We start from the raw sequence: 23702 nt of genomic DNA, 5'->3' as shown, positions 1-23702 counted from the left end.
CCCCCGCGTAAAGGCACACCTTGCTCGAAGCTGTCGGCTGGTGGCGGCGATATAGGGCGTGGGCGCGCCCGGGTCAACCGGGTCGTCGGGCGGACGGGTCAGCCGAGCCAGCGGCCCAGAGTGTCCGCCAAGGCGCGCATGAGATGGCCCGCGTGCATATTGAGGAGCAGCATGGCCGTGGTCGCCAGCGTGGCCACAATGGCACCGCCCAGCAGCATCCGCTTTTTCCGCGAACCTTGAAAGGAGCCAAGACCGGGGATGACGAAGGGCAGGTCGCTTTCCACCCGCCGGCGATAGGCGAGCCAGTAAGGCAGGCCGAAGAAGGCGAGCAGGAACGGGATCGGGAAAACCCAGCCCGCCAGGTCGGCGATTAAGGGCGAGAGCACCGTCATTATCAGCGCCACGGGGATCATCGCAGCAACGGCGATCGGTCCCATGTCGCGCCATTCCTCCCGGATGTCGGCGCTCAACATGCGCTGACGCTCGGCATCGTCCGAATCGGGCGGGAGGAGAGCGGTGTCCTCGGTCATACTCTGTCCCCTTAGCGCCGGACCCTTGCCATCGCGTCAAGACGCGGGTTTCGACTAGCGATAAGCGAGGCATTGTTTTTCGATATTATCGATTGACAATATGTCTCCGGTCGTACATATCGATTTTCAGTAACACAGACCAAGGAAATCGATAAATGTCCCGCTTCGCTTCCCACTCGCTCGCCGCAATAGCCGCCGTCGTCATCGCCTTTTCCAGCATCGCCTCGATCGTCAGCGTGCCCGCGCCGCAGCAGGTCGCCGTGCTCGCCGCGCCCATCCTGGCGTGAACCAGCCGAAGGAGTTTCGACCCATGCAAGGCACATTGAACGACCCCCTGCTGCTCGCCGGCAAGGTTCTTGCGCAGATCGGCAAGTGGCTGGCGGCGATCGCCGCGGCCGGGGTGACGCTTGCGATCCCGATCTTGATCGTCAAGGGTGACGACATCGACGCCAAGCTCCGCACCGAAATGGGCGATGCGACGATGCTCTTTCCCGCATGGGAGGCTGCCGGCGCGCTGGCGCTCGTCCTCGTCATACTCGTACTGATGTTCTTCTTCTTCGACCGACTCGTCCGGATCGTGCGCACGGTGGGGGAAGGCGACCCGTTCCAGCCCGCCAATGCCCAGCGCCTGTCGCAGATGGGCTGGCTGATGCTCGGCGTGCAGGTGCTCACCGTACCGCTTGGCGCGCTCGGCATGTTCGTCGCCCGCACGTTCGAGGAACAGGGCGGGACCGGCGACATGGTGATCGACCCCAGCGGCATCATCATGATCGTCGTCCTCTTCATCCTCGCCCGCGTGTTCCGCCACGGCGCAGCCATGCGCGAAGACCTGGAAGGAACCGTGTGATGCCTGCCGATGAAGGAGCCAATATCGTGGTTAAGCTCGACGACCTCCTGCACGAACGCCGCATGACGCTCACCGAACTGGCCGAGCGCGTGGGCCTCACCCTCGCCAACCTCTCGATCCTCAAGACCGGCAAGGCCAAGGCGATCCGCTTCTCCACGCTGGAAGCGATCTGCCGCGAGTTGCAGTGTCAGCCGGGCGACCTGCTCGGATATGCGGGCGGGCAAAAAGCGCATTGATGCAAATCCCGCTTGCGGCGGCCACAGAATATGGCGATAATGTGGCCGCCGCTTCTGGCACCAAGGATTAGACTCACATGAAGAAGATCGCTTTCGCTGTTCTGCCCCTCGCCTTCGCCATCGTCGCCTGCGACAGCGGCGCCGAGGAAGCCGCCCCGGTCGAGCCGATGGCCACCGAGACCCCGATGACCGAGCCGATGGCTGCCGACCCGATGGCCACCGAGACCCCGGCCGCCGATCCGATGGCTGCCGATGGTGCGATGACCGACGGCACCATGACCGATGGTACCGCCACCGACACCACCATGGATCCGGCCGCCACCGACGAAGCCATGTAAGATTGCCTGGCTTCGGCCAGACGACGGAAAGGCCCGCCCTTATGGCGGGCCTTTTTCGTTGGAACTTCCTGTAACCGGGCTTCCCGGACCTTGACTCGGCCCGCGAAATCCGTAGAGGCCCCCGGCGACCGACCGCAAGGGCGGTCATCCGTCCGAGACAGTTGGTGGTGGCGATAGGGCCGCCTTAATTTCCAGCCTAGACGGGGATAAGAGTTTTGAGGCGCTGCCCACGGGCCGCGCCGTCGGCGTGATGTTCACGCACCTCCTTCCCCATCAACGGACTCGTCCACGTGGCATCAGCCGCGTGGCAACTTGAGCCGGTCGGCTGCCCGCGAGGGTATCCGGCCACAACGAAGGAGTACGGCATGGATCGTTCGCAGAAATCTGAAGCGGTCGCCGAGCTGAACAAGGTCTTCAACGAGGTCGGCGTGGTGGTTGTCACCCGCAACCTCGGCATGACGGTGGACCAGTCCACCGACCTGCGCGGGAAGATGCGTGAAGCAGGCGCCAGCTACAAGGTTGCGAAGAACCGTCTCGCCAAGCTCGCCCTGAAGGACACCGATTACACGGGCATCGAGGAATACCTCACCGGTCCCGTGGGCCTCGCCTGGTCGCAAGACCCGGTCGCGGCTGCCAAGGCTGCCGTCGACTTTGCCAAGTCGAACGACAAGCTGGAAATCGTCGGTGGCTCGATGGGTACGCAGGTGCTCGACGAAGCTGGTATCAGGTCCCTGGCCTCGATGCCCAGCCTCGACGAACTGCGCGGCAAGATCGTGGGCCTCGTCAATGCCCCGGCGACCAAGGTCGTCCGGACCATTGCCGAACCCGCGGGCATGCTGGCCCGTGTCGTTGGCGCATACGCCGCCAAGGACGCCGCATAAGAGACGCCTTCTCGCATACGAGACGAAACATCATGGGGCATTTTTCGACGCCCCGCCCAATTTGGAGTGAACATCATGGCTGACATTGCCAAGCTTGTTGAAGACCTGTCCGCGCTGACCGTCATGGAAGCCGCCGAGCTCGCCAAGGCGCTGGAAGAAGCGTGGGGCGTTTCCGCCGCGGCTGCCGTCGCGGTTGCGGGCCCCGCCGCCGGTGGCGACGCCGGTGCGGCTGCCGAAGAGCAGACCGAGTTCGACGTGATCCTCACCGGCGACGGTGGCAAGAAGATCCAGGTCATCAAGGAAGTCCGTGCCATCACCGGCCTGGGCCTGACCGAAGCCAAGACCCTCGTGGAATCGGCTCCGAAGGCGCTCAAGGAAGGCGTGAACAAGGCCGAGGCCGAAGAGATCAAGGGCAAGATCGAAGCTGCCGGCGGTACCGTCGAACTGAAGTAAGCCACTAGCTTACGGCTTCGATCCTTCACCGGATCACCAAGGGGGGCGGTGCCGCGAGGTGCCGCCCTTCTTGCGTTCGGCGCATCTTAACGGGCAGCCGGCTAGATCCCATCGCCATGAGAATGCTTGCGATCGCCCTCGCCGCCTTGCCAATGCCGACCGCCGCGCAGGAAGCGCCGCCGCTCCCCGCCGCGCTGCACGATGCCGTGACGATCTGCGAGCAGACGCTGGAGGGCGAGGCGAGGCTTCCCCCCCACGCCGCGCTCTACACCTCGATCAGCGCCGAACAGGCCGAACTGCTCGACATGCACTCGACCACCGAGGCCCCAGACCTGATCCAGCGGTTCGCCGACACGACCCCCGCCGGACGGCAGCCAGGCCCGGTTTTCATCCACGTCGCGTCGCGCGAAGGCGGAGTTTGGAGTGTGCATTCGGTGGCCAGCGAGGCCTGCGACACCGCCGTCAACGGCCTCGCCGATCCGCAGGCGGCCTCAGCGGCGCTGGTCGAGACCTTGCAGGCGAATGGCTGGCAGCTGCACGACGCGCGCGGTGTGGGCGATGACGCGATGCCGCTCTACCGCTACCTGCTGGTACGCGATCTCGATGGCGTACCCGATACGCGGGTGCGAGTTCTCGCCGTACAAGGGCTCAACGTCGGCGCCGATCCCGAAGGCATCCAGTTCGAGCTGCTGATGACGCAGGGCACCGCGCGCTAGCGTCGGCGCAGCACCAGCTCCACCAGCGCTTCAGACACCAGGCCGATCACCACGCCGACCACCACGTCACTGGGGAAATGCGCCTTGCGCGGCACCTGGATCGCCGAGGCGGTGGCGGCGAGCGCGTAGGCAGCGCCCGCGCCGCCCGGATATTCGCGTACCACGGAGCGGGCCACGGCGGTCGCCCCGGCGCTGTGGCCTGACGGGAACGAGCGTTCCTCGCCGTCCTTGCTCTTGCCCGGCTCGACCGCGTGCTCGCCCTCGCGTTCGACCTTTTTCGGGCGCGGGCGGTCGATGTTGTCCTTGAGCAGGGTCTTGATGCCGGTCGCGAGCAAGTGGCTCGCCAGCATCCTGACGCCGGTGCGCGCGAGACGAGGGCGGCGCGCCAGCAGCCCGGCGGCAACGGTCGCGAGCGAGGCGGCGATGAGCGGCGGCTGGTCGGCCAGCTCGCTGGCCTTGCCTACCGCCTTAATTGCAGGATGGTCGCAATAGGGCTCGAGCGCGCCGACGACGGTTAGGTCGAGGCTTGCGATAAGGCCTTCACCCACCGCGGCGTCATCGAGGTTGCTCTGTCGACCGTCCATGCCGCCCCAACGCACGAGTGCGGCGGGCGGCCCCGCCGTCAGAGGCGATAATTGATACGCGCGCCGATCATGTCGATGCCGGGGTTCTGGTCGCCGTCGAAGATCTGGCCCTGGCTGATATGCATCCAGTGCGCTTCCACGCTGGCGCGGTCGGAGACACGGTAGCCCAGGCCGATCTCCGGCTCGAACAGCACGCGGCTGCCGAGGTCGGTGCGAAAGCCGGTCGCCGGGTTCACGCGGAATTCTGGCCCGTCGTGGACGACGAGGCCGATACCGGGGCGCAGGTAGACCGGTCCCTTGCCGATGGTCCATGCCACGCCCACGCCCGCGAAGGAGGTGTCGCCGCGGGTATTGAGGTTGCCGACCACGTAGGGCTCGGGTTTGCCGAGGAAACTCAGCGCCTCAATCCCGCCGAAGCGCACACCCGCGGCCACGTCGACGCCGCCTTCCGTGGTTTCCAGCGTGAAGGGGGTGTCCACCGCGTGGGCATAGACGCCGCCGAACACTTCCTGCGCGGAAGCGACGGCGGGAAGGGCGAGAATCGCGGCCGCAGCCGCAGCAAGAGCATAAGGCTTGATCATGTGACGGCCATGCCGCCGGATTGCTTTCGCAATGCTGACCGTGCCAGCCGGGCTGTCCCTATGGGCAAAGCCTTTCTCCGGCGCTATCCGGACCGGCTGTGCGGGCCAGATCGAGTCGCGTCGCAGCGAGACCGACATGCGCCCCGTCGCCCATCCTCCCACGCCCGGCTGGCAGGCCGAGACGCGCGCGACCATGCTGCTGGCGGGGCCGTTGGCGCTCGCCAACCTGCTCCAGATGCTGACCTACGCGGTGGATGTCATCTTCATCGCCCGCCTCGGCGCGGCGGAGCTTGCCGCCTCCTCGCTGGCGGTGGCAGTGTTCGGCCTGGTGATCTGGAGTCTGCAGAGCCTCACCGGGGCCGTCGCCCCGATCATGGCGGCGGAACTCGGCGCAAGGGCCCCGGCCCTTCGCCCCGTGCGCCGCGCCATGCGCATGGCGCTGTGGCTCTCGCTGCTGGTGTCGGCGCTGGGCATGGGCCTGTGCCTGCTCACCCCCGCATTGATGCGCGTCACCGGGCAGGACCCCCGGATCGCCGCGCTGGCGAGCGAATACATGAGCGTGCTGCTGTGGTCGGCGCCGGCCATGATCGTCGCCGGAGTGCTGCGCAACTTCGTGGCGACGCTGGGGCGGCCGGTCTTCGCCACCGTCATCACCGCGATCGGCATCGGCGTGAATGCGCTGGGCAACTATGCCTTCATCTTCGGCAACCTGGGCACACCAGAGCTGGGCCTGCGCGGCGCGGCCATCGCCACCTTCGTCACTTCGATCGCCATCGTCGCGATGTATGCCGCCGCCATCCGCTTCGACCCGCGGCTGCACCGCTACCGCATCATGGGTTTCTTCTGGCGTCCTGACTGGCCGCGCTTTGCCGAGATCCTGCGCATCGGCACGCCAATCGCCGTCACCGTGGTGGCCGAGGCGGGCGTTTTCGGCGCGGCGGCTTTCCTGATGGGGCGCATTGGCGGGATCGAGCTGGCCGCGCACACGCTCGCGCTCAACCTTGCCGCCTTCGCCTTCCAGGTGCCCGTGGGCGTGGGGCAGGCTGCGACGATCCGGGTCGGCTATTTCCTCGGCGCGCGCGATCCCGTCGGGGTGACGCGCGCGGGCTGGACGGCCATCGTCATTGGCACGGGGTTCATGGCACTTACCGCGACCGCGTTCCTTGTCATGCCGCGCGCGCTGGTGGGCATCTACGTCGATCCGGCCGCGCCCGGCAACGCCGCGGTGGTGGAGATTGCCACAGGCTTCCTCGCCGTCGCCGCCGCCTTCGCGCTGTTCGACGGCACGCAGGCGGTGGCCGCGGGCGCGCTGCGCGGCCTGAAGGACACGCGGGTACCGATGTGGATCGCCGTGTTCAGCTACTGGGTGCCGGGTTTCGGCCTCGCCGCCGGGCTCGGCCTCGCCACACCGCTCGGCGGCATGGGCGTATGGATCGGCCTTGCGACCGGCCTCGTCTTCGCCGCCGCGCTGCTGCTGTGGCGATGGCATTCGCGCCGCGCGCTGGCCCTGGCCCAAACCGCGCGCGAGCGCAGCGCCTAGGCCAGCCGCACCTGCGCCACGGCCCGTCCCGCGGGGCAAAACTTTTTGCCGCTCGCACCCATTGACTCGGCGAAGGCGCGCGACCATCTCCGCGCCGCTGGCACTCTTACACGAAGAGTGCCAATCGCATTCAACACGAACGAGAAGAAGAGGTCATACCCATGGCATTTCGTCCGCTGCACGACCGCGTGCTGGTTCGCCGTATCGAGGCCGAGGAAAAGACGGCCGGCGGCATCATCATCCCCGACAGCGCCAAGGAAAAGCCGAGCGAGGGCGAAATCGTCGCCGTCGGCACCGGCGCCCGCGCCGAGAACGGCACGATCACCGCGCTCGATGTGAAGGCCGGCGACCGCGTGCTGTTCGGCAAGTGGTCCGGCACCGAGGTCAAGATCGACGGTGAGGATCTGCTCATCATGAAGGAAAGCGACATCATGGGCGTGATCGGCTGAGCCGGCACCCCTGACGCTTTCCCCACACTCAACCCAATTCAGGAGAAAAAGACATGGCAGCCAAGGACGTCAAGTTCGGCCGCGACGCGCGTGAGCGCATCCTCAAGGGCGTGGACACGCTCGCCAACGCCGTGAAGGTCACGCTCGGCCCCAAGGGTCGCAACGTCGTGATCGACAAGAGCTTCGGTGCCCCGCGCATCACCAAGGACGGCGTGACCGTCGCCAAGGACATCGAGCTCAAGGACAAGTTCGAGAACATGGGCGCGCAGATGGTGCGCGAAGTGGCCAGCAAGACCAACGATCTTGCCGGCGACGGCACCACCACCGCCACCGTGCTGGCCCAGGCCATCGTCAACGAAGGCATGAAGTCGGTCGCCGCCGGCATGAACCCGATGGACCTGAAGCGCGGCATCGATCTCGCCGTCGGCAAGGTCGTCGAAGACCTCAAGGGCCGTTCGAAGCCCGTTTCCGGGTCGCAGGAAATCGCCCAGGTCGGCATCATTTCGGCCAACGGCGACCGCGAAGTCGGCGAGAAGATCGCCGAGGCGATGGAGAAGGTCGGCAAGGAAGGTGTGATCACCGTCGACGAGAGCAAGGGCCTCGAGTTCGAGCTCGAGACCGTCGAGGGCATGCAGTTCGACCGCGGCTACCTTTCGCCGTACTTCGTGACCAATCCGGAGAAGATGACCGTCGAGCTCGACGATCCCTACATCCTGATCCACGAGAAGAAGCTGTCGAACCTGCAGTCGATGCTGCCGGTGCTCGAGGCCGTGGTGCAGACGGGTCGCCCGCTGCTGATCATCGCCGAGGACATCGAGGGCGAGGCGCTCGCCACGCTCGTGGTCAACAAGCTGCGCGGCGGCCTGAAGGTCGCGGCGGTCAAGGCCCCCGGCTTCGGCGATCGCCGCAAGGCCATGCTGCAGGACATCTCGATCCTGACCCAGGGCGAGATGATCTCCGAGGATCTCGGCATCAAGCTGGAGAACGTCGGCATCTCGATGCTCGGCCAGGCCAAGCGCGTCACCATCGACAAGGACAACACCACCATCGTCGATGGTGCCGGTGATGCAGAAGGCATCAAGGCCCGCGTCGAGCAGATCCGCGCGCAGATCGAGACGACCACGTCCGACTACGACCGTGAGAAGCTGCAGGAACGCCTCGCCAAGCTGGCCGGCGGCGTCGCCGTCATCAAGGTCGGTGGTGCGTCCGAGGTCGAGGTCAAGGAGCGCAAGGACCGTGTCGACGACGCGCTGCACGCCACCCGTGCGGCCGTGGAAGAGGGCATCGTCCCCGGCGGCGGTACCGCGCTGCTCTACGCCACCAAGGCACTGAACGGCGTGAACGGCGACAACGAGGACCAGACCCGCGGTGTCGACATCGTGCGCCGCGCGCTGACCTCGCTGGTGCGCCAGATCGCCACCAACGCCGGCCATGACGGCGCGGTGGTCTCGGGCAAGCTGCTCGACCAGGACGACACCTCGTTCGGCTTCAACGCCTCGACCGACACCTACGAGAACCTCGTCACCGCTGGCGTGATCGACCCGACCAAGGTTGTGCGCACCGCGCTGCAGAACGCGGCCTCTGTCGCCGGCCTGCTGATCACCACCGAAGCGGCGATCAGCGAAGTGCCGGAAGACAAGTCGACCCCGGCCATGCCCGACATGGGCGGCATGGGCGGCATGGGCGGCTTCTAAGCCATCCCGCCATAAGGCACACGAAAGGGGCCGGAGGAGCGATCCTCCGGCCCTTTTTTCGTGCGCGACCCGCCGGATCAGGGGCGTCGGAAAGCCACCACGCCAATCCGTTCGAGCGCCCAGCTTCCCTGCTCGCCGTCCTGCATGGTGAACCAGAACCTGGCTTGGCCGTCAGGCGCCGCCTGATAGGGCGGCGTGGTGAAATACTGGATGCGCTTCCCGCCCGCGCTCGTCTCGATCGCGCGCTGGCTGTGAACCGGCGGCGTTGCCCCCATTGCCGCGCCCCAGATCAGCGTGCCCGCCGGATTGGGCGAAACCATACACTCGACGTAGTAGACGAAATCGTCCGTGGGCCAGAGCTTGACGCTCGCGATGCCGTCGTTGCGATCGAACAGGACGTAGTCGGCACCGCCAGCCTCGCCCCCGCTAGCGACGACGAGTGAGAGGATGTTGTCGAACTGCACGGCATGGGCATTGCCGCCGCCCTCGCCCAAATGCCGCGGCACGATCTCGAAACTGCCCTCGAAGACCAGACCGGCTTCCTCGATTCCCGCCTCGGCGCGATCACGTAAACTCATGGCATTCCCCCTCTTCTGCTGAATGAGGTGGGAAGCCTAATGCAAACCGCGTGGCGCGCCAGAGGGCAATTCGTGGTCGCGGCTCAAGGCGTCGCCCCGCCGTCCTCGTTCAGCCAGCCTTCCATCTGCGGGATCGGCCGGGCGGCGGCCTCGGCATCGGTGGTGGCCTTGCCGTTCCTGGCGATGTCGTCGATCAGCCACTCCATCTCGCCGATCTCCTTGCGCTGGGCGGTGATGATGGAGTTGGCCAGCGCTTCGACCCGCTTGTCGGAGATGTGGGCGCGTTCGCTGGTCATGATGGCGATGGAGTGGTGCGGGATCATCGCGCTCATCCATTCGGCATCGTCGACGCTCTCCTGGCTGCGGACCAGCCACAGCGACAGCGCGAAGACCACCACGGCGACGCCCACGATGATCCAGTTCTTGGCGGTGTTCTTGTACATCCCCCACATGAAGGCGAGCATGACCACGGCCATGACGCTGCCCATCACGAACATCATCCAGAACCGCGTCTCGCTGAAATAGACGTGATCGAGCGTGTAGGTGTTGAGGTACATGAGGCCGAACATGATGAGCGTGGAGGTGCCCACCATCGCCATGAAGCGCCCGTAGCTGCCGCCGTGCATCTGCCTTCCGCCGTCTTCCATCACATCGCTCCCATCTTGACTATCATCCACAGCGCCATGCCGACCATGAACAGGTTCTCCGTCAGCGAGACGAAGCCCAGCGGCACGTTGCTATCGCCGCCCACGCAGGCACATTTCAGCTCTCGCTTGTCGATATAGACCGCCTTGAACACGCTGACCGCCCCGATGGTGCCGATCGTCAGCGCGACGGGGATCGATAGCCAGTCGAGCACGTGCGCCGTCATCAGCACGCCCGCCAGCCCTTCCGCCCAGGGGTAGACGTAGCCGTAGGGCACCCAGCGCTTGGCCAGCAGGTCGTAATTGAGGAACATGGTCGAGAAACTCTCGACGTCGCGCAGCTTGAGATAGGCGAGCACGCACATCGAGAAGCTGACGAACCACTCGGCCGCCAGCACGCTCACCGCCTCGCCCGTCGCCACCCAGGCGGCGCCCAGCGCCATCAGCGCGGTCATCGCAAACAGCACCGCGACCGGCCAGTAGCTGGTGCCGCCGTCGCTCACGCTCTTTCCGAAATGGCGGCGCAGGTCGGTATAGCCGCCCACGCGCTGCTCGCCGATCCACGTCTGCGGCGTGGTCTTGACCTCGTGCCTGGCCTTGAAGGCGTCGGTCTCCTCGCGGGTGGTGAGGAAGTGGTCCTCGACCTCGAAGCCTTTGCTCTCCAGCAGCCACTTCGACTTCACCCCGTAGGGGCAGGTGTGGCCGGGCATGACCATGCGATAGAGGGTGGCTTTGGGCTTGCTCATCGCCGGGTCCTTTCCATGAGGTCGATCAGTTCGCCGAACTTGGCCTGCTGCTCGGCCTCGTCGCCAGAGGCGATCGCTTGCGAGACGCAGGTGGCGGCGTGACGCTTCAGCACCGCGCTTTCCACCTTGGCGAGCGCCGCCTTCACCGCCTGCAACTGGGTCAGGACCTCGATGCAGTATCGCTCGTTCTCGATCATCCGGGCGATGCCCTGCACCTGTCCCGCGATGCGGGAGAGACGTTTGACCGTATCGGCGTCGGTTTCGTGCATGGCTATTCCTGTTGCAATACCCCCAGGGGGTATCTAGCTAGGACGCTCGTTCAGGAAAGGCAAGGCAGCGTAGCAAGCGGGTTAAGGATCGGCAGGCGCGGGTTTCTCGCAGGCAGCGGCCTCGTCGCGGGCGCGCTGGCGGTGCCTGGCTGGGCACGCGGCCAGTCGCTGACCCATGCTCGCCGCGGCTTCGGCGAGGTGTCGGGCGAGCGGATCGCGCTCACCATCGGCGACCATCACTTCACCACCGGCGCGCGCAGTGGTCATGCGGTGGCGGTGAACGGCAGCGTGCCCGGCCCGCTCGTGCGCCTGCGCGAAGGGCAGGACGTCACCATCGACGTCATCAACACGCTGGCGGAGGACAGCTCGATCCACTGGCACGGGCTGCTGTTGCCCTTCCAGTACGACGGCGTGCCCGGCATCAGCTTTCCCGGCATCAAGCCCGGCGAGACCTTCCGCTACAGCTTCCCGGTGCGCCAGAACGGCACCTACTGGTGGCACAGCCATTCCGACCTGCAGGAACAGCAGGGCCTCTACGGCCCGCTGGTGATCGACGCGGCGGAGCCGGACACCCGCTACGAGCGCGACTACGTCGTGCTGCTGAGCGAATTCACCCCGCGCCACCCGCACGAGATCGCGCGAATGCTGGCGGTGGGCGAGCACTACTTCAATCGCCAGATGACGACGGTGGGCGACGGCTCGATGAGCGCCGAGGAGCGCCTGATGTGGGGCGAGATGCGGATGAACCCGCGCGACATCAGCGACGTGACCGGCGCAACCTACACCTATCTCGTCAACGGCCACGGTCCGGCGGACGACCTCTCCTTCGCCTTCACGCCGGGCGAGCGGGTGCGGCTGCGCGTCATCAACGGCAGCGCCATGACCTTCTTCAACGTCCGCATACCCGGCACCTCGATGACGGTGATCGCCGCCGACGGGCAGGAGGTGGAGCCGGTCGAGGTCGACGAGTTCCAGATCGGCACGGCGGAAACCTACGACGTCATCGTGACCCCGCAGGCGGGCACCCACGCGCTGGTGGCCGAGGCGATGGACCGGTCGGGCATGGGCGTGGCCACGCTGACCTCTGCGGCTGGCGCCATCGCCACGCCGCCGCCCCTGCGCGAGCCGGTGACGCTGACGATGGCCGACATGGGCATGCACGGGGGCATGGGGGCAATGGACCATTCGGGGGCAGCGATGGACCATTCGGGGATGGATCATGCCGCGATGGGCCACGCGATGCCCACGCAAGGGGCCGCGCCAGGAAACGCATCGGAGCCGATGGACCATTCCATGCGCGACACCGCGCTGCTGCCGCCGCAGGTCGAGGTCGGCCCCGGCATCGACATGGTCGCGCCGATGCCGGTCGACCGGATGGACTTTCCCGGTCTCGGCCTCGACACCGTTTCGCACCGCGTGCTGCGCTACACCGACCTCGTCGCGCGCGATGCCAACCCGCACCGGATGCCGGAGCGCCAGCTCGAGATCCACCTCACCGGCAACATGGAGCGCTACATGTGGTCGTTCGACGGCAAGCGCTTCAACGCCGTCACCGACGATCCCATCCGCTTCGGCTTCGACGAGCGGGTGCGGGTGAAGCTCGTCAACGACACGATGATGGCGCACCCCATCCACCTCCACGGTCACTTCTTCGAGCTGGTCAACGGCGCTGGCATGATGAACCAGCCGAGGAAGCATACCCTGGTGGTGCAGCCGGGCAGCACGGCGACCTTCGACCTGACCGCGAATGAGCCGGGCGACTGGGCCTTTCACTGCCACCTGCTCTACCACATGCACGCCGGCATGATGCAGACGGTGACCGTACGGCCCTTCCCCGCGGCGGAGGCGGCGGCGTGAGGGGCGCGATTATCCTGGCTGCTTTGGCACTACCGATGCCTGCGATGGCGCAGGACCACTCGCAGCACCAGCACACGCCTGCACCGACGCCGGCACCTACCCCCACGCCGAGCGAGCCGCAGGAGCCTCCTGCGGGATCGATCCGCATTCGTCTGCCGACCCGCAACGCGCCGCCGCCGGCCGATCACTCCGCGATGGACCATTCGCAGATGGACCATTCGGCCATGACCGCGAACCTTCCCGCATCCGGCCCCCCGCCCCGCGCGTTCGATGGCCCGGCCCACGCCGCCGCGGCCATCTGGGGCGAGGAGGCGATGGAGGTCGCCCGCGCGCGCAACCACGAGATCCACGGCGGCGGCACCTATGCCACGCTGCTCGTCGAGCGGGCCGAGGCGCGCTTTCACGACGGCGAGGAAGGCTACCTCTGGGACGCGCAGGGCTGGTACGGCGACGCGCTCGACAAGCTGGTGGTCAAGACCGAGGGTGAAGGCAGCTTTGACGGTCCGATCGAGGAAGCCGAGGTGCAGCTCCTCTGGGGTCACGCGATCACCCCGTGGTTCGATCTGCAGGCGGGCCTGCGCCTCGATGTGAAGCCCGACGTGACGCCGCAGCTCGCCCTGGGCGTGCAGGGCCTCGCGCCCTACAATATCCACGTTGATGCCGCCGCGTTCCTCTCCGACCGGGGCGACGTGACCGCGCGTATCGAGGCCGAGCACGACATGCGCCTTACCCAGCGGCTGATCCTGCAACCGCGCGTGGAGGCCGAGTTCTCCGCGCAGGACATTCCCGAACTCGGCGTGGGCGCGGGGCTGCCGCACCTCTCCGCCGGGCTGCGCTTGCGCTACGAGATCGCCCGCGAATTCGCGCCCTACGTCGGGGTCGAATACGAGGCCGCGACGGGTCGCACCGCCGACCTGCGCCGCGCAGCGGGCGAGGACGCAAGCGGCATTGCGCTGCTGGTAGGCGTGCGGACTTTCTTCTGAGGCGGGAAGTCGGGGCCCGGCACGCCGGCCGGGCCCGTCCCTCTATTCGGACCGCCGGAACGGTCCGCCCCCCAATTCGATAAAACGGGGGCCCTGGCTTTCACCGGGGCCCCCGAGGAGAAGGCTGAAGCGGTATGTCCCGCACCAAGCCCTTCGGGTCGCAGGCTTTTTATGCCCGAATCGAGAGGGAGGCGGAATAGCCCATAAGTGCTATGAAATGCCGGAGCCGCCCAGGCGCGGCAGCGCAGCGATCCGGCGCACGATGTCGATCTGCCGCGCGCATTCCATTTTTAAGGCGATGGCGCGCAGTTGGGCACGCACGGTGTGGCGGCTGGTCTGTCGTTGTTCGGCAATGTCGGCCGGGTCGAGCCCGTCGGCCAGCAGCAGCGCGACAGCCGCCTCCGTGGGCGAGAGGCCATAAAGCTCGCGCAGCAATCGCGCGCGGCCGACCGGCGGGGCGGCGGCAAAGGTCAGCATGATCCGCGCCGCCCCGGCCCGCGCAGGCAGCAGCAGCAGCGAGACGTCGAGGGAGCTGCCGTCCGCCCCGGCGAGCCGAACGCCGCCGACGCGCGTCTCGGTGACCCGGGCGAGAGCTGCCCGCAGGTCCGCATCGGCCTTGCGATTCGAAGTGACGAGCACCCCTGCTCGGCTCCGGAGCAGGCCCCCGTCGCAAAGGAACGCTTCCGCGGCGGCGTTGCTGTAGCGGATGCGCCCGTCGGCGGTGAGCAGCATGATGCCGTCGCGCATGGTGTGCAGCGTCTCGTCGCGGGCAAGGATGGCGCGCTCGCTGCCCTGCAAGCGGCAGCGAATGGCCATGGCGCGAGCGACGTCGGGCGCGACGCGGTCGATGAGCGCGATCTCCTCGTCGGAGAAATCGCGCTGATCGGCCCCGCGATGTATGCCCAGCGAACCGATGCCGAAGCGATCCTCCACGGCCACCCCGGTCACGAAGCGGGTGTCGTCGCCCATGGGTCGCAGCAGGTCCTCGCACAGTTCGCTGCCCTCGATCTCCCTTTCAGGGAGGTCGCGGGTGTCGATGGCGCGGAAGGGTTTCCAGTCGGAAAGCAGCCGGGCGGTCCACGGATCGCTGTCGCAGTAACCGCCGTAATAGGCTTCGATCAGTCCATCGGGCCAGAACCCGCTCGACACCAGCATCGAGACCGACCCGTCGAGATTGGTGAACCCGCCGAGAAAGGAACGCGCCCCCACGGCACGCGTCACGTCGGCGAGGACCGCCGCAAAGGCCTCGTCGTCCAGCAGCGAATCGAACAGCCGGTCCTTCCCCGGCATGTCCGATATCCTCGTTGCCATGCCCCCCGCCCCGTTTGAAGGTCAGCCGCCGCGGCGGCTGGCCTCCACGGCGCGGATGGTCTCGGCGCTCCAAGTGACGGGAAGCTGCGTCTGCGGGTTGAAGGTCGTGCCCATGTCTGCCGCCTCGGCCGCGGCGATTTCCTCGGCACTGAGGAACTCGCTCGGCTCGAGCGCGAACACGTCGATGCCGCGGGCGATCTCGGTGCCGTAGATGCGGCCGTTGTACCAGTAGGCGCTCCAGTAGCCGCCCAGGGCCAGCTGGTCGGCGTCCACCGGTCCGCGGTCGAAGTAGGCGATCTCGAACGGGTTATTGGGATCGGTGAAGTCGATCACCGAGATGCCGCCCTGGTACCACGCCTGCACGAAGATGTTGCGGCCCGGCACCGGGATGATCGAGCCGTTGTGCGCGACGCAGTTCTCCATGTCGCTTTGCGGCCCGGGCAGCTTGTAGGTGCCGCGCCGCACCAGGCGGTTGTCGACGATCTCGTAGAAGGCATCGGCGCCCCATTCGCGCGGATCGCTGGCCTGGCAGCGCGGCCGCCCGCCGCCGCCCCACTCGTCGGTGAACAGCACCATGGTGCCGTCGTTGTTGAAGGTGGCCGAGTGCCAGTAGGCGAAGCCGTCGTCGGTCACCGCGTCCAGCCGGCGCGGGTTGTAGGGATCGGAGATGTCGAAGATGATGCCGTTGCCCGAACACGCGCCGGCGGCCAGCTGGCGGCTGGGGAAGACGGTGATGTCGTGGCACTGGTTGGTCTGGCTGGTCGACTGCGTGCCCTCGCCGTGGTCGCCGCCCTGCCACAGGCCGGCGATGTTGCCCTGGTCGTCGGCGAAGACGCGCGGGGAGCTGACGATGCGCGAGAGCGCCGGGTTCGCGAGCGGGATCTCGATCACGTCGATGCTGAAGAGCGCCGTGCGCGTGTCGCCGGGGATGCCGCCGACGCAGCCCGGCAGTTCGTCGCCCTCGCGCACGCCCGCGGTGCCGGAATTGTAGACGAGGATGCGCTCGTCATTGGCATCGACCACCGAATGGGTGTGGCTGCCGCGGCAGGTCTGCACCTGGCCGACCTGCACCGGCCGCGTCACATCGGAGATGTCGAAGACGCGCAGGCCGCGGAAACGCTCGGGGCTGACATCCTCGGATACGCCCTGAAGCCCGCAGTCGACGCGGCCCGAGTTCGATTCGACGCTCATGATGAGGATGTCGCCCACGATCGAGACGTCGCCCTGCCCGCCGGGACACACGACCGACCCGATCAGCGCGGGCACGCCGTCGTCGCCGAGGCGGTAGGTGTTGAAGCCGTGATAGTTGCCGGCCACCATCAGGTCGCCGGAAAAGGCCATGTCGGTGTTGGCGAAACTCAGCGGACCGCCGCGCTGGGCGAAGCGGGGCGCGGGCGCCTCCTCCGGCTCCTCGGGCTCGGCAGCAGCGACGGCAGCCGCCTCGCGCGCATCGCCGGGCGCGGGCGAGGGGGTGTTCTCGACCGTGGCTGTGGAGGCGACGGCGGGCATGGCATGGCCCATCGCGGCGTGGCCGGCGTGGACCGCGCCCTCGCCCGTCGCTTCGGCGCTCTCGGCATCGGGCGTGGTCGCCGGTTCCTCGGCGGGCAGGCGCACGCGGCCCCCCGCGGGGTTGGCGGGATCGAAGAAGCCTGCGGGCTTGGGCAGGAAGGCGACGTGGCGCAGGCCGCTGATCGCCTGTCCCGCATCGAGGTAACCGGCGGCAAGCCCCGCACGCGGATCGGCGGAGAGCTCGCCCAGCGCCACGTTCATGCGGTCGATCTCGGCCTGCTGGTCGTTCCTGACCTCGCTAGTGAATTCGTACATCTGCGGATCGGCGGCGGTGCCGTTCTGGCCCAGCAGCTCGTCCACCATGGTCAGCGCGCCCTTGTGGTGCGCGCTCATCAGTTCGAAGAACATGCGGTCGAAGTTGATCCCGCGCGCGGCACGCAGGGCGGCCATTTCCTCTGGCGTGGCCATGCCGACCATGCCCGCGTGGTCCATGTGGCCCATGCCGGCCATGGCCTCGGGCTGGCCGTAGCGCGCCAGCCACTCGCGCATGAAGCGCATCTCGTCTTCCTGCGAGGCCTTGATCCGGCCCGCGGCGGCGATCACCGTCTCGTTGTTGGTGCGCCCGTCGACCAGCTCGGCCATGTCAAGCGCCTGCCGGTGATGGACGATCATGTTCTGCATGAAGGCATAGTCGGCCTGCGTCACGTCATTGCGCGCCAGCCGCGTCGCCTCGTCCTCACTCAGCACGCGCGGAGCGGCGCCGGGCGCACCGGGCTGGACAATCTGCACCTGCGCCAGCGCGGGCGCGGTGGTGGCGAGCAGGATGGCGGCGAGCGACAGCGCGCCGGCGCGGCGATGGGCGAAAATCATGGTCTGGCGGGCTCCGGAAGGGCTTGAGGAATTTGACGAACTCGTTGCGGACGAAACAAGCCACCGCTGGGCGGGAAGGTCAAGCGCCAACGTCATGATCTTGCGCGTGCGATCGATGGAGCGCACACTCCCCTCGACCAGGGAGGGGAACCGATATGCGTGCAAAACTGTTCGTCGCGGCCGCCGCCGCGTTGATGCTGCCGGGTTGCGGCGACGGCGCCGCGCCTGAAGCCAATGCGCCGACGCAATACAGCGCGAGCCGGTACCAGCAGGCCGTTGCCGACATCGGCCGGCTGGACGACGTGGAAAGCGATGCCGCGCGTTTGCCGGCCGAACTGCTCGCCTTTGCCCAGATCGAGCGGGGCGAGGTCGTTGGCGATTACATCATGGGCGGCGGCTACGTGACGCGGCTGCTCGCCATCGCAGTGGGGCGGCAGGGCAAGGTCTATGCCTTCCAGCCCGACGAGTTCATTGCCTTCGACCCGCAGTATGCCGCCGACCAGGACGACACGGTGCGCCGCTATTCCGACGACAACGGCAATCCGGTGGGTGTCTTTCCCCTGCGTGGACCCATCGCCGATCCCGGCTGGCCCGAGCCGCTCGATGCGATCGTCACGGTGATGAATTTCCACGACCTCTACCTCGAAACCATGCCCGAGGGCACGCCGGGCGCGGTCAGCCGGATGCTGTTCGACAGCCTGAAGCCCGGCGGCAGGCTGGTGGTGGTCGATCACCTGGCGGTCGACGGCAGCGGGGCGGCAGCGGCGAACGAAGTCCACCGCATGGACCGCAACCTGGCGATGACCGCGCTCGCCGATGCCGGGTTCGTGCTGGAGGCCGAGAGCAACATCTACTCCCGCCCCGACGATCCGCGCACGGCCAGCGTCTTCGACGAGGGCATACGCGGGCGCACCGACCAGTTCGCCTGGCGCCTGCGCAAGCCGGAGTGACGAAAAAACCCGCGGGTTTGCGGCACCCGCGCGCCTCCCGCCCGTTGGTTGGCGACAACCGACGCAAAAGGAGAATATATCGATGAAATGCCCGCACAAGGCCCATGTCGCGCTCGTGGACGGAGAACGCTTCGTGGTGCTGCGCAATACCGGCCAGCCGTTCGAGCCCAAGCTGGAAAAGATCGCCGAGCCTTCGCTCGATCCGACGAACTTCAGCGCCGGGGTCAAGCACCAGGACAAGGCCGGGCAAATCAAGGGCAACACCGATCTCAATGAACTCGCCCACGGCGCGGCGGCGGCGGAATGGCTGAATGCCAAGGCCAAGGCGGGCGAGATCGACGATCTCGTCATCATCGCCGATCCCAAGACCTTGGGCGAAATGCGTCGCCATTATCACGTCGAGCTTAAGAACCGGCTCGCGGGCGAAATCGACAAGGCGCTGACCGGCGAGCCGCTCGACCGCATCGAAAAGGCATTGGCGTCTGCCTAAGGCCTGTAGCCTCCGGGTTCCCGCCAACCCTTCGACTTGACGGCGAAATCCAACCGTTCGTCGCTCAAGTCTCGTCACCCCTGCCCGCGTTAAGCAATTACAAAGCATGATGTGGGCAGGGTGACGACATGAAAACATTCGGGACAGGACGCTTCATTTCGCGACTCGCGCTGGTTTTCGCGCCTCTCGCGCTTTTCTCCACCCCCGCTGCTGCACAGGTACAGGGCCTAGAAAGCGCTTTCGACAGCGCCTTCGGAACCGAGGTTCGCGCGCCGCGCGACTTCACGCCGACCTACGACAGCGTTCTCGCCCAGCGTATCGCGCAGATTGCCGAGGGAAGCCGGGGCCGGATCGGGGTCGCGGCCATCGACCTGTCGAACGGGCAGTCTATCTCGGTGCTGGGCGACCAGCGCTTCCCGATGGCCAGCACCAGCAAGATCGCCATTGCCGCGACATTCCTGGAAATGGTCGACCAGGGCCGCGCCAGCCTGTCGAGCGAATACCCGATGCTCTACCCGGTGAGCTCGCGCCCCTTCTCCAGCAGCGTCGCCCCGGTGCGCCGCGGCGAATACATGTCGGCGCAAAACCTGATCGAGATCATGATCACCCGCAGCTCCAATCAGGCGACGGACGCGCTGCTGGAGGCCGTCGGCGGGCCCTCCGCGGTCAATGCCTGGGCGCGCCGCGCGGGCCTGACCGAATTTAGCCTCGACCGCGACATCGCCACGCTGGTGCGCGATGACGGCGAGTTCGACCCGGCCCATCACATCGACATGCGCGATTCGGCCACCCCGCAGACCATGGTGCAGCTCCTCTCGGGCATTTATCAGGGTCGCTGGCTGAGCCCCGAAAGTCGCCGCGTGATCCTGGGCGCAATGGAGCGCTGCCGCACCGGCACCCGCCGCATCCCGGCCATGCTGCCGAGCGGCGTTTCGGTCGCGCACAAGACCGGCTCGCTCAACAACACCTCCAGCGACATCGGCATCCTGACCGCACCCGACGGCCGCACCATCGCCGTCGCCATCTACGTCACCGGGCAGGGCAGCCGCCCCAACCGCGAGGCGCGCATCGCCTCCATCGCCCGCGCGATCTACGATGGCTATGCCGAGATGGCCTTTGCCGCCAACGACAATGGAAACGGCGGCTGATCTCGCCTTCCGCTGCGAGACGGACGGCAGGCATAAGGAAAGGGGCGCGACCATCGCTGGTCGCGCCCCTTCTTTTTGGCGCTGAGGCCAGGCTCGATTAGTCGGCCTGGGCTTCGGCGGTCGACTCGTTCTGCATCTCGCCTTCGGCGGCGGCAGCGGCATCGTCCACGTTTTCGGCAGCCTGGTCGACGTTGGCGGCCGCATCGGCGGTCGCGTCTTCGACGGCTTCGCCCATCGCGTCGGCGTTGGCGGCGGTGTCGGCAGCGGCGCCGTCCACGGCGTCTTCAGCGTTCTGTTCGGTCGATTCCGAGCAAGCGGCGAGCGACAGGGCGGCGGCCGAGATGGCGGCGACGAGAGCAATCTTGCGCATAGGAGAAATCCTTTCTTGCGATCTTCAATTGAGGCCGGGCTTTCGCCCTTTCCCAAAGCCGGCTTCCGACCGGCTCACTTGCCCAAATAAGGCCACATTTGGGCAGGCGCAAGGGGATTGTGGCGCAAATGCGGCGAATGGAGGCGCGCGCCTCCGAAAACGATCCTGCGATTGCGGCTGACCGGCACCAGCGGCCGTGCTAGCAGCGGGCCCATGTCGGACAAGCAACATCTCTATCTGGTCGACGGGTCGGCCTACATCTTCCGCGCCTATCATCGCCTTCCCCCGCTCACCAATCCCGAGGGAACGCCCGTGGGCGCGGTCTACGGCTACACGACCATGCTGTGGAAGCTGGCCGACGATCTGGACAAGGCCGACGGGCCGACGCACCTCGCCGTGGTGCTCGACAAGTCGAGCCACAGCTTCCGCAACGAACTCTACGCCGACTACAAGGCCCACCGCCCCGATCCGCCCGAGGATCTCGTGCCCCAGTTCCCGCTGATCCGCGATGCCACCCGCGCCTTCAGCCTGCCGGTGATCGAGGAGCCGGACGTGGAGGCGGACGACATGATCGCGAGCTACGCGAAGGCCGCCATCCGCAAGGGCTGGGACGTCACCATCGTCAGTTCCGACAAGGACCTGATGCAGCTCATCGGCCAGTGCGGCGAGGGCGACCTCGAGCCAGGCGTCACGACGGGCGGCTGCATCGACATGCTCGACACCATGAAGGACGCGCGCATCGGGCGCGAGGACGTGGTCGCCAAGTTCGGCGTCCCGCCCGAGCAACTGGGCGACGTCCTGGCGCTGATGGGCGACAGCGTCGACAACATTCCCGGCATCTACGGCATCGGCCCCAAGACCGCGTCCAAGCTGATTGCCGATAACGGCTCGCTCGCCGCCGCGCTCGATTCGGCCGCCGACATGAAGGCTTCCAAGCTCAAGGAACGCCTGCTGGAAGGCCGCGAAATGGCCGAACTCAGCCGCGTGCTGGTGGAGCTGAAGTGCGATTGCCCTCTGCCCGTGGCGCTGGAGGACATGAAGCTCGACGGCATCCCTCCCGAACCGCTCGCCGCTTTCCTGGAGACGCACGGCTTCCACTCGCTGCTGAAGCGCCTCGGCGCGGGCGCGGGCAGCCCCGACCGGCCGACCAACCTCAACCCTGCGAAGCAGAGCCAGCAGGGCGCCGCAGCCGCGCCCGCGGGCAATGCCCAGCCGCTCCCCGAGTGGCCGGCGGTGGACCGCGAGGCCTACGAATGCGTGCAGACGCTGGAGCGGCTGGAACATTGGACCGCGCGCGCGCAGGCCGCGCACATGATCGCCATCGATACCGAGACCAGCAGCCTCGACCCCATGCGCGCCGAACTTACCGGCATCAGCCTGGCGCTCGGCCCCAACGATGCCTGCTACGTTCCCTTGGGCCACGGCGGCAGCGACATGTTCGCCGAGCGCCCGCAGCAGGTGGACCGCGCCGCCGCCATCGCCGTGCTGAAGCCCATGCTGGAGAGCGACGCCGTCCTCAAGGTCGGTCAGAACATCAAGTACGACATCACGATCCTCTCCCGCTGCGCCGGCATCGTCGTCGCGCCGGTGGAGGACACGATGATCATGAGCTTCGATCTCGACGCGGGCCGCAGCCTCGACGGGATCGGCGGCGGGCACGGGATGGACGAGCTAGCCCAGCGCCATCTCGGCCACACGACGCTCACCTTCAAGGACGTCTGCGGCACCGGCAAGAAGGCCATCCCCTTCGGCGAGGTGCCGCTCGACAAGGCCACGCAGTACGCGGCCGAGGATGCCGACGTGACCTGGCGGCTCTACCAGGTGCTGAAGCGCCGCCTGCCCGAAGAAGGCGCGACGCGCGTCTACGAGCGGGTGGACCGCCCGCTGATCCCGGTGGTCGCGGGCATGGAGCGCGAAGGCATCAAGGTCGACAAGGCTGCGCTCGCCAAACTCTCCGAGACCTTTGCCGAGACCACCGCGGGGCTGGAGACCGAGATTCACGAGCTGGCGGGCGAGCCCTTCACCATCGGCAGCCCCAAGCAGCTTGGCGACGTGCTGTTCGACAAGCTGGGCCACAAAGGCGGCAAGAAGGGCAAGAGCGGGCAGTATTCGACCGATCAGAGCGTGCTCGAACGCCTCGCGGGCGAAGGCGCGCCGATCGCGAACAAGGTGCTCGAATGGCGGCAGCTGACCAAGCTGCGCTCGACTTACACCGAGGCGCTTCAGGCCGCGATCAACCCCGAAACGGGGCGCGTACATACGTCCTATTCGCTGGTCGGTGCGCAAACCGGGCGGCTGTCTTCGACCGATCCGAACCTGCAGAATATCCCCATCCGTACCGAAATCGGACGCGAGATCCGCAAGGCCTTCGTACCCGAGGACGGCAATGTCCTGCTCGCCGCCGACTACAGCCAGATCGAGCTGCGGCTCGCGGCGCACATGGCCGACGTACCGCAGCTGAAGGAGGCCTTTGCCAGCGGCGAGGACATTCACTCGCGCACGGCGCAGGAAATGTTCGGCACGGTCGACCGCGACACGCGCGCGCGGGCCAAGACGGTGAACTTCGCCATCCTCTACGGCATCAGCCGCTGGGGCCTGGGCGGCCGGCTCGGCATCGAGGCGGACGAGGCGCAGGACATCATCGATACCTACTTCCAGCGTTTCCCCGGCATCCGCAACTACATCCACGAAACGCTCGAGAGCGTGCGCGCGAAGGGCTATTCGGAGACGCTTTTCGGCCGCAAGACCTGGTTTCCGCGCATCAATTCCAAGCAGCAGAACGAGCGGCAGGGCAGCGAGCGCGCCGCCATCAACGCACCGATCCAGGGCACCAGCGCCGACATCATCAAGCGGGCCATGGCGCGCATGACGCCCGCACTGCTCGAGGCCGGACTGCCGGATGTGCGGATGCTGCTGCAGGTGCACGACGAACTGGTGTTCGAGCTGCCCGAAGGCGACGTCGAAGCCGCCAGTCCCGTCATCGCCCGCGTCATGGCGGAGGCCGCGCTCCCCGCGGTCGAACTGACCGTGCCGCTGGGCATCGAGATCGGCCACGGACCCAGCTGGGACGACGCGCACTAGCGCCCCGTGCAGGGGCGCCGGGGTTGCATCCCCCGCCCCCGCCCCAT

General features: G+C 67.1%; 26 protein-coding genes. 16 read left to right on the top strand and 10 right to left on the bottom strand.

Annotated elements, in window-relative coordinates; genetic code table 11:
• Positions 1-98: 98 nt before the first annotated feature.
• The gene (locus AAW00_RS10095; protein WP_047004196.1) at positions 99-530 is read right to left on the bottom strand and encodes a hypothetical protein; all 432 of its coding nucleotides are present in this window, start codon (positions 528-530) and stop codon (positions 99-101) included.
• A gap of 155 nt (positions 531-685) precedes the next feature.
• Here AAW00_RS10095 and AAW00_RS15510 point away from each other — a divergent pair, with 155 nt between their 5' ends.
• From AAW00_RS15510 to AAW00_RS10065, 7 genes are all read left to right on the top strand, one after another.
• Positions 686-817: a hypothetical protein gene (locus AAW00_RS15510; RefSeq protein ID WP_277619341.1), complete on the top strand. Its 132-nt coding sequence runs from the start codon at positions 686-688 to the stop codon at positions 815-817.
• 23 nt (positions 818-840) lie between these two features.
• The gene (locus AAW00_RS10090) at positions 841-1377 is read left to right on the top strand and encodes a DUF2975 domain-containing protein (protein WP_047004195.1); all 537 of its coding nucleotides are present in this window, start codon (positions 841-843) and stop codon (positions 1375-1377) included.
• Positions 1377-1613 carry a helix-turn-helix domain-containing protein gene (locus AAW00_RS10085; protein ID WP_047004194.1) on the top strand — a complete coding sequence of 79 codons (237 nt, stop codon included), beginning with the start codon at positions 1377-1379 and terminating at the stop codon, positions 1611-1613. The genes AAW00_RS10090 and AAW00_RS10085 overlap by 1 nt, the downstream gene beginning before the upstream one ends.
• A gap of 77 nt (positions 1614-1690) precedes the next feature.
• Complete coding sequence (locus AAW00_RS10080) at positions 1691-1951, top strand: hypothetical protein (RefSeq protein ID WP_047004193.1); 261 nt, start codon at positions 1691-1693, stop codon at positions 1949-1951.
• Positions 1952-2316: 365 nt separating this feature from the next.
• Positions 2317-2832, top strand: a complete 516-nt coding sequence (gene rplJ / locus AAW00_RS10075; protein WP_047004192.1) for a 50S ribosomal protein L10 — start codon at positions 2317-2319, stop codon at positions 2830-2832.
• Between the two features lie 75 nt (positions 2833-2907).
• On the top strand, positions 2908-3285 hold the full coding sequence (gene rplL / locus AAW00_RS10070; RefSeq protein ID WP_047004571.1) for a 50S ribosomal protein L7/L12: 378 nt from the start codon (positions 2908-2910) through the stop codon (positions 3283-3285).
• A gap of 122 nt (positions 3286-3407) precedes the next feature.
• On the top strand, positions 3408-4001 hold the full coding sequence (locus tag AAW00_RS10065; protein WP_047004191.1) for a hypothetical protein: 594 nt from the start codon (positions 3408-3410) through the stop codon (positions 3999-4001).
• On the opposite strand, the gene AAW00_RS10060 is transcribed toward AAW00_RS10065, so the two are convergent.
• Together AAW00_RS10060 and AAW00_RS10055 are read right to left on the bottom strand one after the other, a co-directional pair.
• Positions 3998-4585 carry a phosphatase PAP2 family protein gene (locus tag AAW00_RS10060; protein ID WP_052761869.1) on the bottom strand — a complete coding sequence of 196 codons (588 nt, stop codon included), beginning with the start codon at positions 4583-4585 and terminating at the stop codon, positions 3998-4000. The genes AAW00_RS10065 and AAW00_RS10060 overlap by 4 nt on opposite strands.
• Before the next feature lie 38 nt (positions 4586-4623).
• Positions 4624-5166 carry an acyloxyacyl hydrolase gene (locus AAW00_RS10055; protein ID WP_052761868.1) on the bottom strand — a complete coding sequence of 181 codons (543 nt, stop codon included), beginning with the start codon at positions 5164-5166 and terminating at the stop codon, positions 4624-4626.
• Positions 5167-5197: 31 nt separating this feature from the next.
• Here AAW00_RS10055 and AAW00_RS10050 point away from each other — a divergent pair, with 31 nt between their 5' ends.
• The 3 genes from AAW00_RS10050 (at position 5198) to groL (ending at position 8849) form a co-directional block, all read left to right on the top strand.
• On the top strand, positions 5198-6706 hold the full coding sequence (locus AAW00_RS10050) for an MATE family efflux transporter (protein WP_338151459.1): 1509 nt from the start codon (positions 5198-5200) through the stop codon (positions 6704-6706).
• 161 nt (positions 6707-6867) lie between these two features.
• Positions 6868-7155 carry a co-chaperone GroES gene (gene groES / locus AAW00_RS10045; protein WP_047004190.1) on the top strand — a complete coding sequence of 96 codons (288 nt, stop codon included), beginning with the start codon at positions 6868-6870 and terminating at the stop codon, positions 7153-7155.
• A 53-nt stretch (positions 7156-7208) separates the two neighbouring features.
• On the top strand, positions 7209-8849 hold the full coding sequence (gene groL / locus AAW00_RS10040) for a chaperonin GroEL (RefSeq protein WP_047004189.1): 1641 nt from the start codon (positions 7209-7211) through the stop codon (positions 8847-8849).
• A gap of 77 nt (positions 8850-8926) precedes the next feature.
• Here the strand turns inward: groL and AAW00_RS10035 are convergent, their stop codons facing one another.
• The 4 genes from AAW00_RS10035 to AAW00_RS10020 form a co-directional block, all read right to left on the bottom strand.
• Positions 8927-9427 carry a hypothetical protein gene (locus tag AAW00_RS10035; RefSeq protein ID WP_047004188.1) on the bottom strand — a complete coding sequence of 167 codons (501 nt, stop codon included), beginning with the start codon at positions 9425-9427 and terminating at the stop codon, positions 8927-8929.
• Between the two features lie 83 nt (positions 9428-9510).
• Positions 9511-10074, bottom strand: coding sequence for a DUF305 domain-containing protein (locus tag AAW00_RS10030; protein ID WP_047004187.1), 564 nt, complete (start codon positions 10072-10074; stop codon positions 9511-9513).
• Entirely contained in the window at positions 10074-10817 is a 744-nt protein-coding gene (locus tag AAW00_RS10025; RefSeq protein ID WP_047004186.1) for a MauE/DoxX family redox-associated membrane protein, read from the bottom strand. Before AAW00_RS10025 ends, AAW00_RS10030 begins: the two co-directional genes overlap by 1 nt.
• Entirely contained in the window at positions 10814-11086 is a 273-nt protein-coding gene (locus tag AAW00_RS10020; protein ID WP_047004185.1) for a metal-sensitive transcriptional regulator, read from the bottom strand. The genes AAW00_RS10025 and AAW00_RS10020 overlap by 4 nt, the downstream gene beginning before the upstream one ends.
• 87 nt (positions 11087-11173) lie before the next feature.
• On the opposite strand from AAW00_RS10020, the gene AAW00_RS10015 reads away from it, so the two are divergent.
• Together AAW00_RS10015 and AAW00_RS10010 are read left to right on the top strand one after the other, a co-directional pair.
• Entirely contained in the window at positions 11174-12943 is a 1770-nt protein-coding gene (locus AAW00_RS10015; RefSeq protein ID WP_047004567.1) for a copper resistance system multicopper oxidase, read from the top strand.
• A 44-nt stretch (positions 12944-12987) separates the two neighbouring features.
• On the top strand, positions 12988-13926 hold the full coding sequence (locus tag AAW00_RS10010) for a copper resistance protein B (RefSeq protein WP_241461685.1): 939 nt from the start codon (positions 12988-12990) through the stop codon (positions 13924-13926).
• A gap of 210 nt (positions 13927-14136) precedes the next feature.
• Here AAW00_RS10010 and AAW00_RS10005 read toward each other — a convergent pair whose 3' ends face one another.
• Together AAW00_RS10005 and AAW00_RS10000 are read right to left on the bottom strand one after the other, a co-directional pair.
• Positions 14137-15237, bottom strand: coding sequence for a helix-turn-helix transcriptional regulator (locus tag AAW00_RS10005; protein WP_082125009.1), 1101 nt, complete (start codon positions 15235-15237; stop codon positions 14137-14139).
• Positions 15238-15258: 21 nt separating this feature from the next.
• On the bottom strand, positions 15259-17616 hold the full coding sequence (locus AAW00_RS10000) for a DUF305 domain-containing protein (RefSeq protein WP_047004182.1): 2358 nt from the start codon (positions 17614-17616) through the stop codon (positions 15259-15261).
• Positions 17617-17771: 155 nt separating this feature from the next.
• Here AAW00_RS10000 and AAW00_RS09995 point away from each other — a divergent pair, with 155 nt between their 5' ends.
• From AAW00_RS09995 to bla, 3 genes are all read left to right on the top strand, one after another.
• A complete protein-coding gene (locus tag AAW00_RS09995; protein ID WP_047004181.1) occupies positions 17772-18566 on the top strand; it encodes a class I SAM-dependent methyltransferase in 795 nt (264 codons plus the stop codon).
• An 82-nt stretch (positions 18567-18648) separates the two neighbouring features.
• Positions 18649-19056 (top strand): baeRF12 domain-containing protein, encoded by a 408-nt coding sequence (locus tag AAW00_RS09990; protein WP_047004180.1) that lies wholly within the window; start codon positions 18649-18651, stop codon positions 19054-19056.
• 128 nt (positions 19057-19184) lie between these two features.
• Positions 19185-20204 (top strand): class A beta-lactamase, encoded by a 1020-nt coding sequence (gene bla / locus AAW00_RS09985; RefSeq protein ID WP_047004179.1) that lies wholly within the window; start codon positions 19185-19187, stop codon positions 20202-20204.
• A 97-nt stretch (positions 20205-20301) separates the two neighbouring features.
• Here the strand turns inward: bla and AAW00_RS09980 are convergent, their stop codons facing one another.
• Entirely contained in the window at positions 20302-20574 is a 273-nt protein-coding gene (locus tag AAW00_RS09980) for a hypothetical protein (protein WP_047004178.1), read from the bottom strand.
• Positions 20575-20787: 213 nt separating this feature from the next.
• Here AAW00_RS09980 and polA point away from each other — a divergent pair, with 213 nt between their 5' ends.
• Positions 20788-23655 carry a DNA polymerase I gene (gene polA, locus AAW00_RS09975; RefSeq protein WP_047004177.1) on the top strand — a complete coding sequence of 956 codons (2868 nt, stop codon included), beginning with the start codon at positions 20788-20790 and terminating at the stop codon, positions 23653-23655.
• Positions 23656-23702: the final 47 nt, after the last annotated feature.

The organism is Aurantiacibacter luteus (genome assembly GCF_001010945.1).
GTDB lineage: Bacteria > Pseudomonadota > Alphaproteobacteria > Sphingomonadales > Sphingomonadaceae > Alteraurantiacibacter > Alteraurantiacibacter luteus.
Note: the sequence above shows the minus strand (reverse complement) of the source record. Positions and strands in the feature narration are given on the sequence as shown.

Coding starts and splice junctions, on each gene's coding strand:
- AAW00_RS10055 (WP_052761868.1), bottom strand. CDS start 5,166: ATGATCAAGCCTTATGCTCTTGCTGCGGCTGCGGCCGCGATTCTCGCC.
- AAW00_RS10025 (WP_047004186.1), bottom strand. CDS start 10,817: ATGAGCAAGCCCAAAGCCACCCTCTATCGCATGGTCATGCCCGGCCAC.
- AAW00_RS10035 (WP_047004188.1), bottom strand. CDS start 9,427: ATGAGTTTACGTGATCGCGCCGAGGCGGGAATCGAGGAAGCCGGTCTG.
- bla (WP_047004179.1), top strand. CDS start 19,185: ATGAAAACATTCGGGACAGGACGCTTCATTTCGCGACTCGCGCTGGTT.
- AAW00_RS10030 (WP_047004187.1), bottom strand. CDS start 10,074: ATGGAAGACGGCGGAAGGCAGATGCACGGCGGCAGCTACGGGCGCTTC.
- AAW00_RS09990 (WP_047004180.1), top strand. CDS start 18,649: ATGAAATGCCCGCACAAGGCCCATGTCGCGCTCGTGGACGGAGAACGC.
- AAW00_RS10095 (WP_047004196.1), bottom strand. CDS start 530: ATGACCGAGGACACCGCTCTCCTCCCGCCCGATTCGGACGATGCCGAG.
- AAW00_RS15510 (WP_277619341.1), top strand. CDS start 686: ATGTCCCGCTTCGCTTCCCACTCGCTCGCCGCAATAGCCGCCGTCGTC.
- AAW00_RS10080 (WP_047004193.1), top strand. CDS start 1,691: ATGAAGAAGATCGCTTTCGCTGTTCTGCCCCTCGCCTTCGCCATCGTC.
- AAW00_RS10050 (WP_338151459.1), top strand. CDS start 5,198: ATGCTGACCGTGCCAGCCGGGCTGTCCCTATGGGCAAAGCCTTTCTCC.
- AAW00_RS09980 (WP_047004178.1), bottom strand. CDS start 20,574: ATGCGCAAGATTGCTCTCGTCGCCGCCATCTCGGCCGCCGCCCTGTCG.
- AAW00_RS10010 (WP_241461685.1), top strand. CDS start 12,988: ATGGCGCAGGACCACTCGCAGCACCAGCACACGCCTGCACCGACGCCG.
- AAW00_RS10065 (WP_047004191.1), top strand. CDS start 3,408: ATGCTTGCGATCGCCCTCGCCGCCTTGCCAATGCCGACCGCCGCGCAG.
- AAW00_RS10090 (WP_047004195.1), top strand. CDS start 841: ATGCAAGGCACATTGAACGACCCCCTGCTGCTCGCCGGCAAGGTTCTT.
- AAW00_RS10000 (WP_047004182.1), bottom strand. CDS start 17,616: ATGATTTTCGCCCATCGCCGCGCCGGCGCGCTGTCGCTCGCCGCCATC.
- groES (WP_047004190.1), top strand. CDS start 6,868: ATGGCATTTCGTCCGCTGCACGACCGCGTGCTGGTTCGCCGTATCGAG.
- groL (WP_047004189.1), top strand. CDS start 7,209: ATGGCAGCCAAGGACGTCAAGTTCGGCCGCGACGCGCGTGAGCGCATC.
- AAW00_RS10060 (WP_052761869.1), bottom strand. CDS start 4,585: ATGGACGGTCGACAGAGCAACCTCGATGACGCCGCGGTGGGTGAAGGC.
- polA (WP_047004177.1), top strand. CDS start 20,788: ATGTCGGACAAGCAACATCTCTATCTGGTCGACGGGTCGGCCTACATC.
- AAW00_RS10005 (WP_082125009.1), bottom strand. CDS start 15,237: ATGGCAACGAGGATATCGGACATGCCGGGGAAGGACCGGCTGTTCGAT.
- rplJ (WP_047004192.1), top strand. CDS start 2,317: ATGGATCGTTCGCAGAAATCTGAAGCGGTCGCCGAGCTGAACAAGGTC.
- rplL (WP_047004571.1), top strand. CDS start 2,908: ATGGCTGACATTGCCAAGCTTGTTGAAGACCTGTCCGCGCTGACCGTC.
- AAW00_RS09995 (WP_047004181.1), top strand. CDS start 17,772: ATGCGTGCAAAACTGTTCGTCGCGGCCGCCGCCGCGTTGATGCTGCCG.
- AAW00_RS10020 (WP_047004185.1), bottom strand. CDS start 11,086: ATGCACGAAACCGACGCCGATACGGTCAAACGTCTCTCCCGCATCGCG.
- AAW00_RS10085 (WP_047004194.1), top strand. CDS start 1,377: ATGCCTGCCGATGAAGGAGCCAATATCGTGGTTAAGCTCGACGACCTC.